Raw genomic sequence first — 15,369 nt, 5'->3', positions numbered from 1 at the left:
CTGCATTTCTGCTTGGACTTTTCAAGATCCTCTCCCTCTCAAAATGTCCGTCCAGCATTTTTGGCTAGAATGAAATCATCCTAAAATGCTTAAAAAAACCTGAATCCCTAAAAAAAATTAAGGGATCAGGTTTTTTAATTATTTATTTCCTTGGTTCGAATTGTAGAAAAATTTAGCCGTAATGGAGCCATCGTTATTTTCAACAATATCGGTTACATGGATTCCGGAATCACCAGGTGTTGAGTTTTGGCCCTTCCAGAAGTAATAGGATCCTGTATGAACCTTACCTGAAACAGGTGTTAGCTTACTTCCCGTTTTGAAGAAGTCGCCCACATCTCCGCGATTTACATTTTTCTCGAGATCATATTTTCCGTCAGCTTGAAGGACAGAGAGACCATAATGTGTCACAACTGTTCCATCACTTGCCGTTTCAGACTGATTGTACTGGAAGCGCTTGTTCATCCAGTTTTCCACATTGTTCGGCCGAAAGCCTGCAGTTTGATAAAGGTTAATGATATTTTCATCCACATGCCATGCAACTAATCCGTGAGCTTCTTGGCCTTGGCGAATTAACCCTTTATTAAACCCGTCTTGCTGGACATTTTCAAATAGGAAGTATTCTGTTTCATTTGAGCCTGGGACTGCCATTTTTACAATTCCATTATTAGCAGAAGCTTGGCTGATCGGAGGAAGAGTAATTTCCTGAATTCCATCTTCTGGTGAAACTTCAATTGGATTTGCCCAGCCTAAGAAAATTTTTGAGAATGGGTCAAAATGCGTTGGAGAGTTCCCAGAATAAGCAGCATTGTCTGGATAGCGCATCCATGAGCCGCCTGCCATCATGGAGTAGTTTCCAACTCCCTCAGATGAATAAACCGTGTCATAGAAATCAGGCAATCCTAAAGCATGACCGAATTCATGTGCATACACCCCTGTTTGTGCTGGGAATGGGCCTGTTATCTTAGATTCATCATATTTACCAGTAGCTGTATCAAATCCGGAAACATTTCCGCCAATGGCTGGCTGAATATTATAGTTGTTTACGACTACGCCATCATAAGTCATGTCTTCAGCTATTGTTTTATTAATCCACTCACCTTGGCTCAGCCCTGCGTGAACATCTGCAGGTTTACCAGTTTCATAGTACTTTCCATAATACATAGCACTTAATAGGTTCCATTTATGAGACCAGATTTGTGCAGGATCCCTGCTGAATTCAGCCCCAGTTCCTTCATGGACGATAAAAATATTAGGCACCTCTCCATTTTCCGCATATTGGGAGAAATCTATTTGCTCATCTGCTGCCTTCAATAAATCACGAACAAATTCACCCATATGGGCATCCCCATTTTCATTCCCAAGGACATATTTCCCACTTTCGGCATAATTCCCCTCTTGGTCTAAATAGTAGGAAGCTCCCTTCGGCATTTCAACCCACACAAATTCCGTATTTTCTTTACGGACAAGATTTACTTTTCCATTACTTGATTCTTTGTAAACATTTTGCATCGTTCGATTTGTTGGAGCCTTCTCTCCATTAAACTCAGCATACTGTTTAAACTGTTCAAGCTCATATGGATTATATTCCGTTCCGAAAATTAAATCTTCATAATAATGGGCCGGAACTTGTCCAGGCATATCCCCGACAGGCTCATCACCATCTTTATATTTTGCTAGAATGACTAGAACAGGAATATCCCCCTCTGCATTTCTATAAGCAACATGATTATTCCCAGCTTGCTGAAACTTCGTCCCATGCTTAGCTGCTTTTTCAGCAGGGTCGACTTTTGAAAGATCGAGTCCAAATCTTTTTGCCTGCTCTGCAAGTTCAGGTGAAGCTCCTACATAATGAGCTAAATTAAGATTATATGTACTCTTCTCTTTCGCGGTTACATCTTTATTGACCCCCGCTGAAAAAACAGTACTTCCAATTAATGTTAGTGCTAATGCAGAACTAGATAAGACCTTTAACAAATACACCACTCCTTTAAAATATTTCTATTTCCTAAATAAATCATATGAAATAGTCTATATTTTCTGAATAAGGATTTGGTACCTTTTATTAGGAAAATAGATAGTTAATAATACTTATTTCGATTGGCTTAATAAAATAATATAAGTGCCTCCTATTTTTACCAATGTTTGTATATAATTAATAGAGTTTTCAAAAGGAGGCAGATTTTATGTGGGGACTTATCATTTCACAACTCATCCTCATAATCATTTTCAGTTTAATAGGCTGGGCCATTCGCTATAAGAAAGCTTACTATCTTATTTCTGGATTCTCCTCTCGTACAGAAGAAGAAAAGCAGCAGCTAATTGCAAATCGTTTACCACAGAAAACCGGGAGCCTATTATTGATTACTGCCGTTGTCATGGTTCTTCTACTTCCGCTTTCCTTTACTTCCTTTAAATATGCAATGGAAGCTCAATTTGGAAGCATGCTAATTTTATTAATGGGCGGACTCATTTATTTATCAAAGTATGAAACACTAAGTAAGAGAAAGCGAAGCTATATCATTAGCACTGTGCTTTTTGTCGCCGTAATTGGCTCTATAATTGCTCTCACCGTTTATAGCTATCAAGGCTATGAACTTAAGGTTCATGATAATCGTTTTGAAATTACGGGCATGTATGGGGATGAATGGAGAACGACTGATATTAAACGGATTGAATTAATGGATAGTATGCCTGAAGTTACATTAAGGACGAACGGTGTTGGGCTGCCAACACTATCAAAAGGCCATTTTAAAATTAAGGACTACGGCAGCAGCCTTCTCTTTATTCAAAAAGGCTCTTCGCCATATATCTATATTGAAATGGAGAAAAAGAAAATCTTCATCAATGATAAAGATCCTGACAAAACGAAATTATGGTATGAGGAATTGAAGGAAAAGTCAGGCTCACCTCTTTAGAGTTTTATTGTTTGCATGATTTTTTATGTAAGTTGCTGTATTATGCACAGCAAATCCTTCAAGGTAAAAGGGTCATCATTCCAAATGGGAACGATGACCTTTTTTCAATCATTTATTTGATTAAAATATTTGTGCCTGCTAAATCTGATTGACCTAGGTAGGTTGCGTAGGCATAAATATTGTAATACCCAGCTGGAAGTTTAGTTCCATCTGCAAGTATTCCATCCCATTTGAAGGTTGTGTAGCCTGCCTTTACATCCTTATAAAGAGCAATATCTCCTAAATAACCTAACGGTTGGCCATCTTTGTTGGATAGATAGACAAATAATTCAACTTCCTCTGCTCCACCTGGGAAGTATCCTTCAATTTCAATTTGCCCATCGCCATTTTGACCGGCTCCAAGGTATTGCACACGAGGATAGTCTGGCTCTTTTACGAAAAGAATCGTTGGTAAATCGAGCGTTTCAGAGCCATTGCTAATCGTGATTGTGCCCTCATAATAGCCTTGTTCTAGGGATCCCGCATCAACTTGTACGTTTAAGTTAACATTTTGGGATTGTCCAGGATTTACTTTTAAATTATTGCTCGTCGAAACTTTAATTGCATCAGTGTTCATTTTCACTTCGAAGCTATAAGTCTGGCGCTCAGAAGATAGGTTTTTAATTGTAAAATGCTGCTTTTCTACTTGCTTCCCTTTATCTTTATAGAAAGTTCCAAAAGAGTGGCTTCCAGGAGTCACAAGTGTTTTTGTTTGAATCGCATCTAAAACCTGAATGCTTCCAGCCCCCTGCGTATTATGCGGATAAGCTTGGCCAGTAGCAGGATTGATAAGATTCTGAGCCGTATTCATTAGAGCTGCCTTCACATCAGCAACACTCCAATTCGGGTTTGCCTGCAGAATAAGAGCAGCAGCACCCGCAACATGTGGAGATGCCATACTCGTTCCCTGCTTAGCTCCATATCCATGTGGGTTAGATGGATCATGAGTCGGAACCGTACTTACGATATTTACGCCAGGTGCTGAAACATCCGGCTTAATCATCCATGTAGAAATGACTGGACCACGCGAAGAAAAATCAGCTACTGTTTCCCCAACACGATTGGCGAAATTAATGTTAAATGTCACTTTATTATTGCCTTTTTCTAATTCGGCTAATAATTTATTACCATCTTCTAAAGTTGTTCTAATAGTTGGAACATCAGTGCCAGGCACTTGTACAATTTCTCCAGCAACATTATTATAAATAATCGCTGCGACGGCCCCAGCTTCTTTAGCGGCAGTAGCTTTATCAACAAATGCAATTCCTGCACCGCGGCTAATTAAAGCTACTTTTCCATCAAAGTCTTTTCCAACAAATTCTTCAGGAGAACCAAATCCGGCATGAACAAATTCTAAAGTTTGTCCATTAAGATCTGTAAGAGCTTGGTCATTTGGAAAGCCCATTACTTTTGCTGAAGGATAATCTACACCCTCAGATGTGAAGATAGAAGAATTATATACATTATATGGAAGCTGTGTTGCCCCTACAGAAATGGCATCTCGGGCCCCTCCTGGTGAACCGACTGTCCAGTTATTCGGACCGCTGTTTCCGTTGGATGTAACAGCAACAACGCCTTCAGCCATTGCCCAGTCTAATGCAATGCTTGTTGCATAATCTGGATCATTTAAAGAGTTTCCTAGAGATAGGTTCATAACGTCTGCGCCATCTTGAACTGCTTTTTCAATTCCTGCGATTACGTTAGCCGTTGTCCCGCGGCCGCCAGGACCTAAAACACGGTAAGCAAGTAAATTTGCTTCAGGAGCTACCCCTTTAATAAGGCCATTAGCCGCAACTGTACCTGCAACATGCGAACCATGAGTGGTTGCATCACCTCTAGGATCGCCAGCTGGTGTTTCTTGTGGATCATTATCATTATCGACTAGATCCCAGCCTTTATAGCTGCCAAAAGCATTTGCTAAATCCGGATGGGTATAATCAACCCCTGTATCGATAACCGCAACCGTGACACCTTTTCCTGTATATCCTGATTCCCAAGCCTCGTTGGCGCCAATATGCGGTGCACTATTGAGCATATTTGGGCTGTACTCCTCAGAGGAAATCATTTCCCCTTCTCCTAAGCTAGTTGCCTGATATTCGACATCCGGGTAAACTGCTTTTACTCCAGGCACAGATAATAAAGCAGGAATTTCATTTTCTGTAAGTTCGACAGAGAAGCCAGAGAATACATAATCATATTCACGAATAACTTGAGAGCTTTTTGCTACATTGCTAACATCTGATTTTACTTGATTACGAGTGTTAGCAAGATTTGCCTTGGATTGGCTCTTTCCTTTATGCTTTGCTTCCACTATGGATGGCTCTGTTAATTCAACAATTACACTTGTTCTGTTCGATGACGAAAAATCAAACTCTCCGACTAATTGTGCCAGTTGAGCAGCTGATTTGCTTTCCGCTTTATTAGCAGCACCTGCACCCATTGGCGAAAATGCTAATAATAGTACTAGTGCCAATAGAAAAACTTTCATATTCTTCTTTAACATTGATCCTTTCATCTCCTTTGATGTTGGTTGTGTTGCCTCTTTACAAGACACACCTCCAGTACCCTATTATGTATAACATTGGAAATATTCTGTATCCCTCACTGATAACCCTTGAGTCCTTCCTCCTAACTTCGATAGGTCATTAGAATTATTTTTCAAAAAAAACGGTGCCAGGCACCCTTGGTGGACAGTTTATGAAAAAGTGTCTATTTGGGGTGCATTGCACTCTTAAGGGAATACCTTTTGTTTAATCTGAATACATTTTCATGTAAGGCAACGATGAATAATTTCTAAAGGGGCGGAAAACATGCCGATTTATAATCATCAAATTGAAGTAAATGCACCTATTCGGACTGTATGGGATTTTGTGAGTCATATTAATAACTGGGCTCCACTTGTACCCGGATATATTGAACATCAGATTCTCAGTGATAAAGAGTCCACATGGTGCTTTAAAAGTGATATTGGTTTCATGAAGAAGAAAATTGAGTTAAAGGTTGATATTACAGGCTGGGAAGAGCCTTCTAAAGTGACATTTAACTTAAAGGGGCTAAATGAAAAATTTACGGGCCACGGATATTTTTTAGCGGAGCAAAAAGGAAACTCGAAGGTACTTATGACAGGCTGCCTTGATATTACAGCCGAAGGAATGCTGGCAAAGGTCGCAAACTCGATATTAACAACCTCGCTTCCTGAAACAACTTCAGAACTGACTGAAGCTGTAGCTGCCAAAATTGAGGAACATGCTTACAATTAGAGAACAACCCGAAAATACGTAAATAATCAAGCACAAACAAAAGCAGGAGCACTCTCACAAAGAGAATGCCCCTGTCTTTTATTTTTCCAATACATTATTTTTTTCTAAGAACTCCATCAGACGCTCCACTAGGCCATCAGCCAATGGCAAATCAGGATTTGTGTATGTTGCGCTATTACCTTCTGGGTCCTTAGGCGAATCCTTAAGAACATGGTTCATTCCTTCTATGATAAATAGCTCGGAATCTGGTTTGGCTGCATGCAATGCCTCAGCTTCCTTAACAGGAACTTGAAGATCGTGTGTACCGTTTATGATGAAAACAGGGCACTCCAATTTTTTCAATTGTTCCTGAGGATTATACTGGAGCCATGAAATGATGTATGGCTGAATAGATGGACGGAATAAGAATTGCAATTCTGTACTGACAGATTTAACTATTTCACCATGCTTTAATTTATCCAAAATGTCCTTTGACTCTTGTAGCTGGTTTGCCGGAAGCTGAGCTTCTAGCTGTTCAATCAGTACTTGATCGGCCGGTCTGCCTGCACCTGAAACTGAAATATACGTATCCGCATTCGTTTTACTAGCTGCAGTCATTCCGATTAAAGAGCCTTCGCTATGACCAATAATGCCGACCTTTGAGAAACGATTATCCCCTCTTGCGAACTGAACCCAAGATTCTACATCTTGTATAAAATGATCAAAACGCACATCTTCTTCTTTTCCTCCTAGGCTTACATTTTGACCTATTCCTCTTTTATCATAGCGAATACTCGCAACTCCATTTGCCGCTAAGTCTTCAGCCAACATTTTTAAACTATTATTTTTTCCTGGTAATATTGTTGTGTTTCCATCCTTATCAGTCGGACCTGAGCCTGCAATAATAATCATAATAGGAAATGGCCCCTCACCTTGAGGAGTGGTCAATAATCCATTCATCGTTCCATCCTTTACTTCCATCTGTACAGGATCGCCAACTTCTTTAGATTCTTCAGCCGTTCCCTTCGTTAGTTCAAAAGGAAAAGACTGACCCTGCTGCTTAAATGTACCTGCAATCTTCTCATTCTCTACTTTACCATCAAATGTTATATGCTGCCCTTGAAGCTCCATAGCCAATGACAAGCTTGAATCAGTTAATTTCACTTTTGCAAATGGGTATTTGTCCAACCCTTGAGCTGGAATGCTTAAAGTGCCGCCATCCGTTGAAAACTCTAATTGAATAGGCAGCGGCTGATTCGGAATTTGTATAACACCTTCCCATACTCCCTCAATGCTTTCCAATGAACTTCCCCCTTTTTCACTTGCAACTTCCTCTTTTTTATTTCCCTTGCTGCAGCCCAACAATAATAAGCTAACACTTAACATCACAAATAGAAGATATGATAATTTCTTCAAAGTTAACCCTCCTACATTTATTAGCTAACCGAAAAAGGAAATGAACAAAATGATAGCAAGCGGTCCAAATAAGATGATATAACCAATCGGATTAGCAAAATTTAAAGTCCAGCCAATCCCAAAACGCTTTTCAATAAAGATGGAAGGGTCATTTTTATTAAAATAAATGAGCCCCCCCTTCCAATATCGATCTTCATCAAAATCGGAAATACCATCCCAAGACTTGATATCAGTCTTTTCGCCTGCTGTTCCAACTTTAAGTGCAAAAAGGACAGAGCTGATCAGGATGACAAATACGAATATGAGGGGAATTGCCATTAATAAAGTGCCATCGGCTAAATTAGGATGAATCATTTGTAATTGCAAAAAGGAAAAAAGCAACGTAATAAGAATATTGGTCAAAAACATAAACCAGCTCGAATATTTTCTAAGTGTGAGCTGACGAATTCTGGAGGCTTCAGTCCTTGTGGCACTTAATTTAATGCCAGACCGCTTTGTCATTTCATTAATACTTAAAAACATCACTTGCATGGTTAACATGATTAGCGGCAATGAGATGGAGGAAAAAGGATTTTTTCCTGTAAACGCATCAGGCTTGCCATTTGGTCCCCAGTGAGTAGGGATTTGCTCAGGAAGCAAACTGTACTTTAAAATTGAATAACCAATAATCCCAATAGTAACAACCATTGGCAGTAAGTATAGATACCAAGGAAGCATTTCATCTTTTGAGCGGACAGATAAATCCGTCACTTTTAATTGTTTTAAGTTTTCTCCCCACCCCATCTGTTTCTTACACTGGATGGTTTTTGCATGAAAGTAAAAATAAAGCGCAATACTTACAAAAATGAGACTAAATTGAATGACTAGTGGCAGCAATAATAAATTGGAATGGACTGAATCCCCATTCGGCACCAATACAAGATAAATGGCTACTCCAATTAGACCAAAGATCAAAATGAGCCATGCATATATTTTTTTATAAGAAATTAACTTGGCATCCCGATCATATTCATCCGGAATGAAAACACCAAATACAATATTTCGTTTAACTAAAAATGGAGTTGCCATTTGGATAGCTACTAAAAAAACAATAATGATTAAAAAAAGTAAGAAATCCATTTGATCCTCTTCCTTTCTGTATCAATGGGTCATGACTCCCCTCTTAAATCCGAAACAATGGTTTCCACAAGTTTTTGAATTTGTTCTTTTTCTAGACCCAAAACTAATGCTTCTGCTATTAACGGTTTAAAACCTTTTAAGAGCTGATCGGTCACTTCAATTGTTACGACCGGAGAATTAATAACGGCACCTGATTTAGGGATAATGTGAATGATGCCCTTCTTCTCTAATTCATGGTAGCTTTTGTTCACTGTATGCATATTAACGCCCAAATCAGCGGCAAAGGCACGCACAGAAGGCAATGAATCACCAGGATTCAAATATCCCCTCGCTATTCCCTCCATAATTTGGTTCGTTAACTGGGTATAGATCGGAACATCAGATTGGGGCTCAATAACAATGATCAACCCTATCTCCTCCATTCTGTTCTATACTCAATATAACAAACTTGTTATAGTTTATATAGAACAAAAAAATAAAAACCCCATTTCTGGAGTTTATTAATATAGCTAATTTCTTTTGGGTTACTTTGTATAACGATTGGCATAACTAGAGGCTACGAAAGCGTCAGGCTTTATTTTTGGCTCTACTCCCATTGATTCCATTCTTGAAACCATCTCTTTTACAAATTCCCGTGTTTTATTTCTTTGTCCAATCCCAATATCAAGATGACCTTCCATTGTAAATGTTGCTCCGTGGTAAAGATAAGGAAGGACTAGATCAATGATTTCATTCTTCTTCTCATGTGTAAAAAGGGCTACTACCTGTTCCGTCAGTGAGGTTTCATACGAGATTCTTTCATGCAAATGAAGCATTTTTCTAGGAATAATTTGTTTCCTAATACAGGCCCAAGCCCCTTTTCCTTCATTTTGGATCACAATTCCCGTAATAAAAATCGTCCGATCACAATGAACCTGTGAATCCGTCCCGACCATTAATCGGTAATGACCACATGGACTCCTATTAATGAACTTAAGAATTCTTGTAAAAACCATATCAAATGTTAAATTTCGTTCTTGTAAATTTTGAAACGTGAAGTTTTCACCCTGATCATATATCACCTTTTATCACCACATTATGTTAGGAGTGAAGTTAGATTACAAATGGCTTTGTCTCTGTTCCAAAACGAATGGCTAACAACTACTGTACAACCCGCGTATATTATCATTATATTTAAATCGTTTATCCAGGTTTCCCCATTTTTTAAGTTTTCCCACAATAAATTCAAATTAAACCTTAACTGCTTGGAACGATGAGCATCTTTTTATTGGTTTCATTAATGAGTATGCTAATATGAGGGAAAATATCATTGAGGTGGTCATTTATGAGAATTCAAGTTTGGTCAGATTTTGTTTGTCCGTTTTGTTATATTGGGAAACGCAGATTGGAACAGGCACTTGACCAATTTCCCCATAAGGATCAAGTCGAGGTTGAATTCAAAAGCTTTGAGTTAGATCCAAACTCTCCTAAATATAACGGCAAAAGCATTCACGAAATCCTTGCCGGGAAATATGGAATGAGTATTGAACAAGCTAAACAGGCAAATGAAGGAGTCGGACAACAAGCAGCGAGCGTAGGATTGGATTTTCGTTTTGATGAAATGAAGCATGGCAATACGTTTGATGCCCATCGACTGGCAAAGTTTGCAAAGGAGAATGGAAAAGAACCAGAACTAACTGAAAAGCTCCTTCACGCTTATTTTACAGATTCAAAGAACATAGGCGATGAAGAGGTACTGGCTGACATTGCTGAATCAGCCGGACTCGAGCGTGATCAAGCTTTGAAAATTGTTCAGGATAAAACTGCCTTTGCTAATGATGTACGGATTGATGAGGCAATTGCCCAGCAGTATGGCATTAAAGGAGTACCATATTTTATCATTAATAATAAATATGCAATTTCAGGTGCCCAAGCCCCTGAAACGTTTGCGGGTGCCCTTCAAAAGGTTTGGGAAGAAGAATCTGCTGCTCCTGCTTTCCAGGACCTTTCTGCAGAAGGCATGGAAGATGCTAGCTGTACGGACGAGAGCTGCGGAATTCCGGAAAAAAAAGAATAATTACTTTAAGAAAACTTTATCAAGGTGTTTTCTGCTCTCCATTCAAAACACTTACATTAAACTCCCTATGTTGGGGTTTTCCAACTCTTGATAAAAAAATCAGGCACCTCCTTGGGGTGCCTGACTTCCTTTTATGTTACAGGGTCCTAATAATAGTCTGCGGTGTTTTTTCCAACAATCCGTAAACCAGAAAAGGATTGAACAGTCATAATAATCGTTGCCAAAACAACAAATAAAGTAGAAATAAAAAAATGTTTGTTTTTTTGTCTAATTGTAAAACTTGCCTCTTACCCTTCCAATGCAACTTCTTTAGGTTTGTTATCCTCGCGTAAATAAGGTGTAATGGTTTTCTTTTTAATATGATAGAGGATTAGAGCTATGATGCTAAGCCCGCAGACTGCCAGTAATATCCAAACAGGCATCTTTTCAAGAGCGAAACCAAAGATGATAAAGCCAAGCGGTGTCATGGCGCTTGCACCTGTTTCAAGGAGAGACATGACTCGTCCTCGGTATTCATCTGGTGTGCTCTTTTGGAGTAGAACCATAATGGGCATATTGATCAGCATAATAAAAGTAGACAGCAGGAAAACCATGATGACTAAATAAGGAAAGAAAAGTGTATTTGAGATATGCGTCATACCTGGAACGTTCGGCAATCCCAATAAAATTAGAACGGTCGACATAGCGATCAACCCGCCAAAAATGCTAAGTTCCTTTCTTTTGATCTCTGGCCGGGTTGATAGAATAATAGCCATCACCATCATGCCGACTGAGAAGGTTCCTTCAATAATGCCAAGCTGAATGGACTCCATCTTTCGAATGGTTAGAACTAGATACGGGATGGCAACTGGAAACACCGCAAACCAGAAATTAAGCCAAATACAAATCAAAATTAAATTCTTAATAAAAGGTTGATTCTTAACGTAGATAAATCCTAATTTCAAATCTGTTAACACAGAGTTGCCATTAGTTTTCTCCTTTTTTTCTGCAAATAAATCATATTGAATGAAAACACTTGCCAATCCTGAAATCGTAAAAGTAATAATATTAATTATCATGAAAGTAGTAATGTTAAAGAGTCCGAAGAATATACCACCAAGGACAGGTCCTAGGATAGCGGAAAGGGAAGCGGCTGCCTGATTTAAGGACATCGCCTTTTGCAAATAATCTGGGCCAACCATGTTGTAGATCGCTGATGTGACAGCATTGGAGTAAAATGTGTTGAGGATACTAAGGACAGCTGTTGCTAAATATAGGACCCAAATTTCCGGATAAAGAAAGGTAAATATGAAAAAGACAATTACGAGCCAAATTGCACAGGCAAAATCAGATGTTATAATCATCATCTTCCTATTCAAGCGATCGCTCAATGTACCAGCAATCGGGGAGAGCACTATTCTTGGCAAAGCACTTAAAAGCAGCGTAATAGCAAAGTTAAGGCTTGAACCTGTTTTTGCTAAAATATACAATCCGATTGCAAAGCCATAAATCGATGAGCCTAGAACCGCCGTCATTTTACCGATTAGAAACAGGATAAGATTCTTTTGTATCGATCCTGCCATTTAATTCTCCTCCTCATCCATTAGCTTTTCAAACTGACAGGAAATTTGATAAGGTGTGCGCTCTTTATCACTTTTAACTGTTTTCTTTAAATATTTTAATATGAGTTGGTCCCAATCTGCTTCAAATTCTTTCAACTCTTCGTCTGTAAGTGATAAACTTGATCCCCTCTTACGTGTCTTTTTTTCCTGAATAGGAGCATTCTCGTCAATTAACTTAAAATGGGTTGCTTTTGAGCGGTAATATTTCTCGATAATTCCCCTATTCTCCTTCGTTTCCGCAATTTCAAGGATTCCGCCATGATAAAGCTGCTGAATGTGATAATGAATACTGCCGGCTGTTTTTCCCATTTCATCTGCCACCTGCTTTGCCGTCATTGGACGTTCGTCAAGCAAGTAAATAATTTTCACTCTTAATGGACTTGAAATTAATTTTTGCTGTTCTAGATTGATTTCCATCATATTTTGTTGAGAATCCAATTTTCCTTACCACCCTAATTTTTTTGGTCGATTTAAATTTATTATATGTTCTAACTTTTTAGAATGCAACAAAAAATTAGAATAAGTTTCCATTTCCTTAAATTCTGATTGGATTTAGAGATAGCTTTAAATAATGAACTCAATCTCTCTTGAACCATTCTATTAATAACTAAAACCTTTAGAAATTGTACATAATTCAAATATTCTATTTACACAAATTAAAAGACTTGTTCACAAACTAACAGTGAACTAAGTCTTTTTTGTTTTTCGCGAACAAAAGGGATGGTTAACCTTAAGCTATATCTATACAAGCATATCCTTTGTGTCATGAACTTCTACTAATCGAAAGAATCCTGACTAATATCCCCTCAACTGCATGTTAAATGTTATATTTTACATAGATTAGTGATGACGGCTCATTAGGAGTGGAGAAATGGAAATAGAAAAAATCCTCAAGACTAAAGAAAAGAATCGTATTTTTATATTAGGAATTGATGGTTTAGGCGGATCAGGGAAAACAACCTTTACGAGTTTTCTAGAAAAAGACCTTCGGAACAAAGGTATGAAAATTTTTGTATTGCACATAGATGATTTTATTCACCCCAAATCCGTTCGCTACAACGATGCAATTAGTGATTGGGAATGTTATTACCATATACAGTGGAGATATGGTTACCTTATAAGCGAAATTTTGTCCCCCATTCAAATGGGGCATCCGATTAATAAACAAATTGAGTTATATGACAAAGAAAAGGATGAATATTTGCTGAACCATTTAAAAATAGATTTGGACACCATTTTGTTTATTGAAGGGGTTTTTTTACAGCGAGAGGAAGTAAGGCCTTTTCTGGATTATGTTATATATATCGATGTTCCTAAGGAGGAAAGATTAAAAAGGGTTCTAAAAAGGGACCTATATATCGGAGATGAGACTGCTATCTTAAAAAAATATGAAAAACGCTATTTTCCTGCAGAAGACCAATATGTTTCAGTGTGTGATCCAGCAAAAAATGCTGACTGGACCATCACTCTTTAAAAGCCATTTCCTAAAAAAAGAGACCAATTTTCAAAAATGGATTGGTCTCTAAGTACTGATTTCATTGTTCTTCGTCATGAAGATAAGTAAATTCGTATATTAAGTTTTTATCTTTTAAAGTGATTGACACTATCTCCATTCCATTGCCAGAAACAAATGTGGTTGTTTCCCCCTTAGACGATTCCCTTTTCCAATGCCCTTCTGAAATTTTGTCTAAATATTGATGATACGCGCTAAAAGAAGCTTCTTCCCAATAATATAATTCTTCGCTCGGTGAAAGGGAAATGGGTTCCAGCCCGACTGGAAATATCATTGCTCCATAGCCATGTTTCACATATATTGGTTGTTCAGACTGTTTGGGAGATTTTCCTTCAATTTTCAACGTAGCCATCGCTTGGAAAATTTCAGCATGTTCAAGCTTCGGATAATCAAAACTAAAATGAACAAAGTTCTGATTTTCCATTGGAACAAAGAAGTGATATCTAATCGCTGTATCCATCATTTTTACATGCTCAATATTCAAGGTTGTTGGGTATGGGAAATTCTCTAGTTCTTCTTTGACAAACATCGGTAAAGAAGCAGTTATCCTTTTCATTTCCTCCTCATCTACAATTGAAGCCTCTCCCACTTTAGCAGAAGAATCTTTTGAATAGAAATCCCAAGTATTGGATGACTGCACGATGTAAACGTCTTTAAGCCCCCAGCTGAATGGATTTTCCATCTGTTCTTTAGCATTTCTAGGCTCAGCAGTATGCGGTCCTGTCCCATCTGATATTACTTTCCAAATAACCCCTCCACAAATAAGCATAAACACACATGATGCTAAAATGGCTGTCCATTGGTAATTTTTCTTTGGGAAACGGTTAACAGATGGATTCTTTATTGATTGCCTAAGTCTAACTCTTAAAGCATCCTTCTCCATTTGGGTTGGCATTAGATTTTTCAATTGCTTCCATTGATCGTCATACTGATTGCTCAACATGCTCACCACCTTCATTCATTTTTTTAAGATCCTGCAATGCCCTCGACAATGTTTTCCGCACCTTAGCCTCAGACCAATTTAATATTTCCGCAGTTTCGATTGTTGAAAAGCCTTCTATCTTCCTTAATATAATGACAAGCCGATAATTTGACTTTAAACGATAGATTGCCTCCATCAGGTTCAGCACGGTTTCTTTATTTTCCACATATTGCTCAACATTAAAGGCAGAAGGCACCTCTCTTCCTTGAGAAATAGAATTAAAAAGCCTCCTGCGCTGCCGTTTGCGAATTTCATCGATGACAATATGCTTGGCAATACTAAGCAGCCATGTTTTAATGCTGGAACGGTTGTCAAAACGTTCAAAGGCCGTATACGCCCGAACGAATGTATCATGAACAAAATCCTCACAGCTTTGCTTATCTTGAATCATATACAATATAAATCGGTAAACATCTTCATAATATAATTCATACCACTCCATTACGAGTTCTTCCCGATTCTTATTCAAGTTCTTCCTCACCCGCCTTT

The 15,369-nt window shown here is 38.3% G+C and carries 14 protein-coding genes; 4 read left to right on the top strand and 10 right to left on the bottom strand.

The genetic code is table 11. The annotated features are described in order from the left end of the window. Positions 1-138: 138 nt before the first annotated feature. Positions 139-1,980: a M6 family metalloprotease domain-containing protein gene (locus V7164_RS10330; protein WP_335354034.1), complete on the bottom strand. Its 1,842-nt coding sequence runs from the start codon at positions 1,978-1,980 to the stop codon at positions 139-141. A 203-nt stretch (positions 1,981-2,183) separates the two neighbouring features. Here V7164_RS10330 and V7164_RS10325 point away from each other — a divergent pair, with 203 nt between their 5' ends. Beyond that, a complete protein-coding gene (locus tag V7164_RS10325; protein WP_335344237.1) occupies positions 2,184-2,915 on the top strand; it encodes a DUF3784 domain-containing protein in 732 nt (243 codons plus the stop codon). Between the two features lie 112 nt (positions 2,916-3,027). Here the strand turns inward: V7164_RS10325 and V7164_RS10320 are convergent, their stop codons facing one another. Next, positions 3,028-5,457, bottom strand: a complete 2,430-nt coding sequence (locus V7164_RS10320) for a S8 family peptidase (protein ID WP_335344238.1) — start codon at positions 5,455-5,457, stop codon at positions 3,028-3,030. Between the two features lie 307 nt (positions 5,458-5,764). On the opposite strand from V7164_RS10320, the gene V7164_RS10315 reads away from it, so the two are divergent. Continuing rightward, positions 5,765-6,214, top strand: coding sequence for a CoxG family protein (locus V7164_RS10315; RefSeq protein ID WP_335344239.1), 450 nt, complete (start codon positions 5,765-5,767; stop codon positions 6,212-6,214). A gap of 78 nt (positions 6,215-6,292) precedes the next feature. Here V7164_RS10315 and V7164_RS10310 read toward each other — a convergent pair whose 3' ends face one another. The 4 genes from V7164_RS10310 to V7164_RS10295 form a co-directional block, all read right to left on the bottom strand. Then, positions 6,293-7,609, bottom strand: coding sequence for an alpha/beta hydrolase (locus tag V7164_RS10310; protein WP_335344240.1), 1,317 nt, complete (start codon positions 7,607-7,609; stop codon positions 6,293-6,295). Between the two features lie 24 nt (positions 7,610-7,633). Further along, the gene (locus V7164_RS10305) at positions 7,634-8,728 is read right to left on the bottom strand and encodes a DUF1648 domain-containing protein (RefSeq protein ID WP_335344241.1); all 1,095 of its coding nucleotides are present in this window, start codon (positions 8,726-8,728) and stop codon (positions 7,634-7,636) included. 29 nt (positions 8,729-8,757) lie between these two features. Further along, positions 8,758-9,135 carry a GntR family transcriptional regulator gene (locus V7164_RS10300; protein WP_335344242.1) on the bottom strand — a complete coding sequence of 126 codons (378 nt, stop codon included), beginning with the start codon at positions 9,133-9,135 and terminating at the stop codon, positions 8,758-8,760. Between the two features lie 117 nt (positions 9,136-9,252). Further along, complete coding sequence (locus tag V7164_RS10295; protein ID WP_335344246.1) at positions 9,253-9,723, bottom strand: ribonuclease H-like YkuK family protein; 471 nt, start codon at positions 9,721-9,723, stop codon at positions 9,253-9,255. Positions 9,724-10,052: 329 nt separating this feature from the next. On the opposite strand from V7164_RS10295, the gene V7164_RS10290 reads away from it, so the two are divergent. After that, entirely contained in the window at positions 10,053-10,784 is a 732-nt protein-coding gene (locus tag V7164_RS10290; protein WP_335344243.1) for a DsbA family oxidoreductase, read from the top strand. Positions 10,785-11,071: 287 nt separating this feature from the next. On the opposite strand, the gene V7164_RS10285 is transcribed toward V7164_RS10290, so the two are convergent. Continuing rightward, positions 11,072-12,346, bottom strand: a complete 1,275-nt coding sequence (locus V7164_RS10285) for an MFS transporter (RefSeq protein WP_335344244.1) — start codon at positions 12,344-12,346, stop codon at positions 11,072-11,074. Continuing rightward, the gene (locus tag V7164_RS10280) at positions 12,347-12,823 is read right to left on the bottom strand and encodes an ArsR/SmtB family transcription factor (protein ID WP_335344245.1); all 477 of its coding nucleotides are present in this window, start codon (positions 12,821-12,823) and stop codon (positions 12,347-12,349) included. Between the two features lie 433 nt (positions 12,824-13,256). Between V7164_RS10280 and V7164_RS10275 the strand changes: the two genes are divergently transcribed. Then, entirely contained in the window at positions 13,257-13,859 is a 603-nt protein-coding gene (locus tag V7164_RS10275; RefSeq protein WP_335346280.1) for an AAA family ATPase, read from the top strand. Positions 13,860-13,920: 61 nt separating this feature from the next. On the opposite strand, the gene V7164_RS10270 is transcribed toward V7164_RS10275, so the two are convergent. Then, positions 13,921-14,841 (bottom strand): hypothetical protein, encoded by a 921-nt coding sequence (locus V7164_RS10270; protein WP_335346281.1) that lies wholly within the window; start codon positions 14,839-14,841, stop codon positions 13,921-13,923. Next, positions 14,822-15,369: RNA polymerase sigma factor (locus V7164_RS10265; RefSeq protein ID WP_335354033.1), on the bottom strand; the 548-nt coding region annotated here is incomplete at its 5' end. The genes V7164_RS10270 and V7164_RS10265, both read right to left, overlap by 20 nt.

Origin of the sequence: Bacillus sp. JJ1474, assembly GCF_036965225.1 — a bacterium.
GTDB lineage: Bacteria > Bacillota > Bacilli > Bacillales > Cytobacillaceae > Cytobacillus.
The sequence above is the reverse complement of the archived record's forward strand: the minus strand, read 5'-3'. Positions and strand labels throughout refer to the sequence as shown.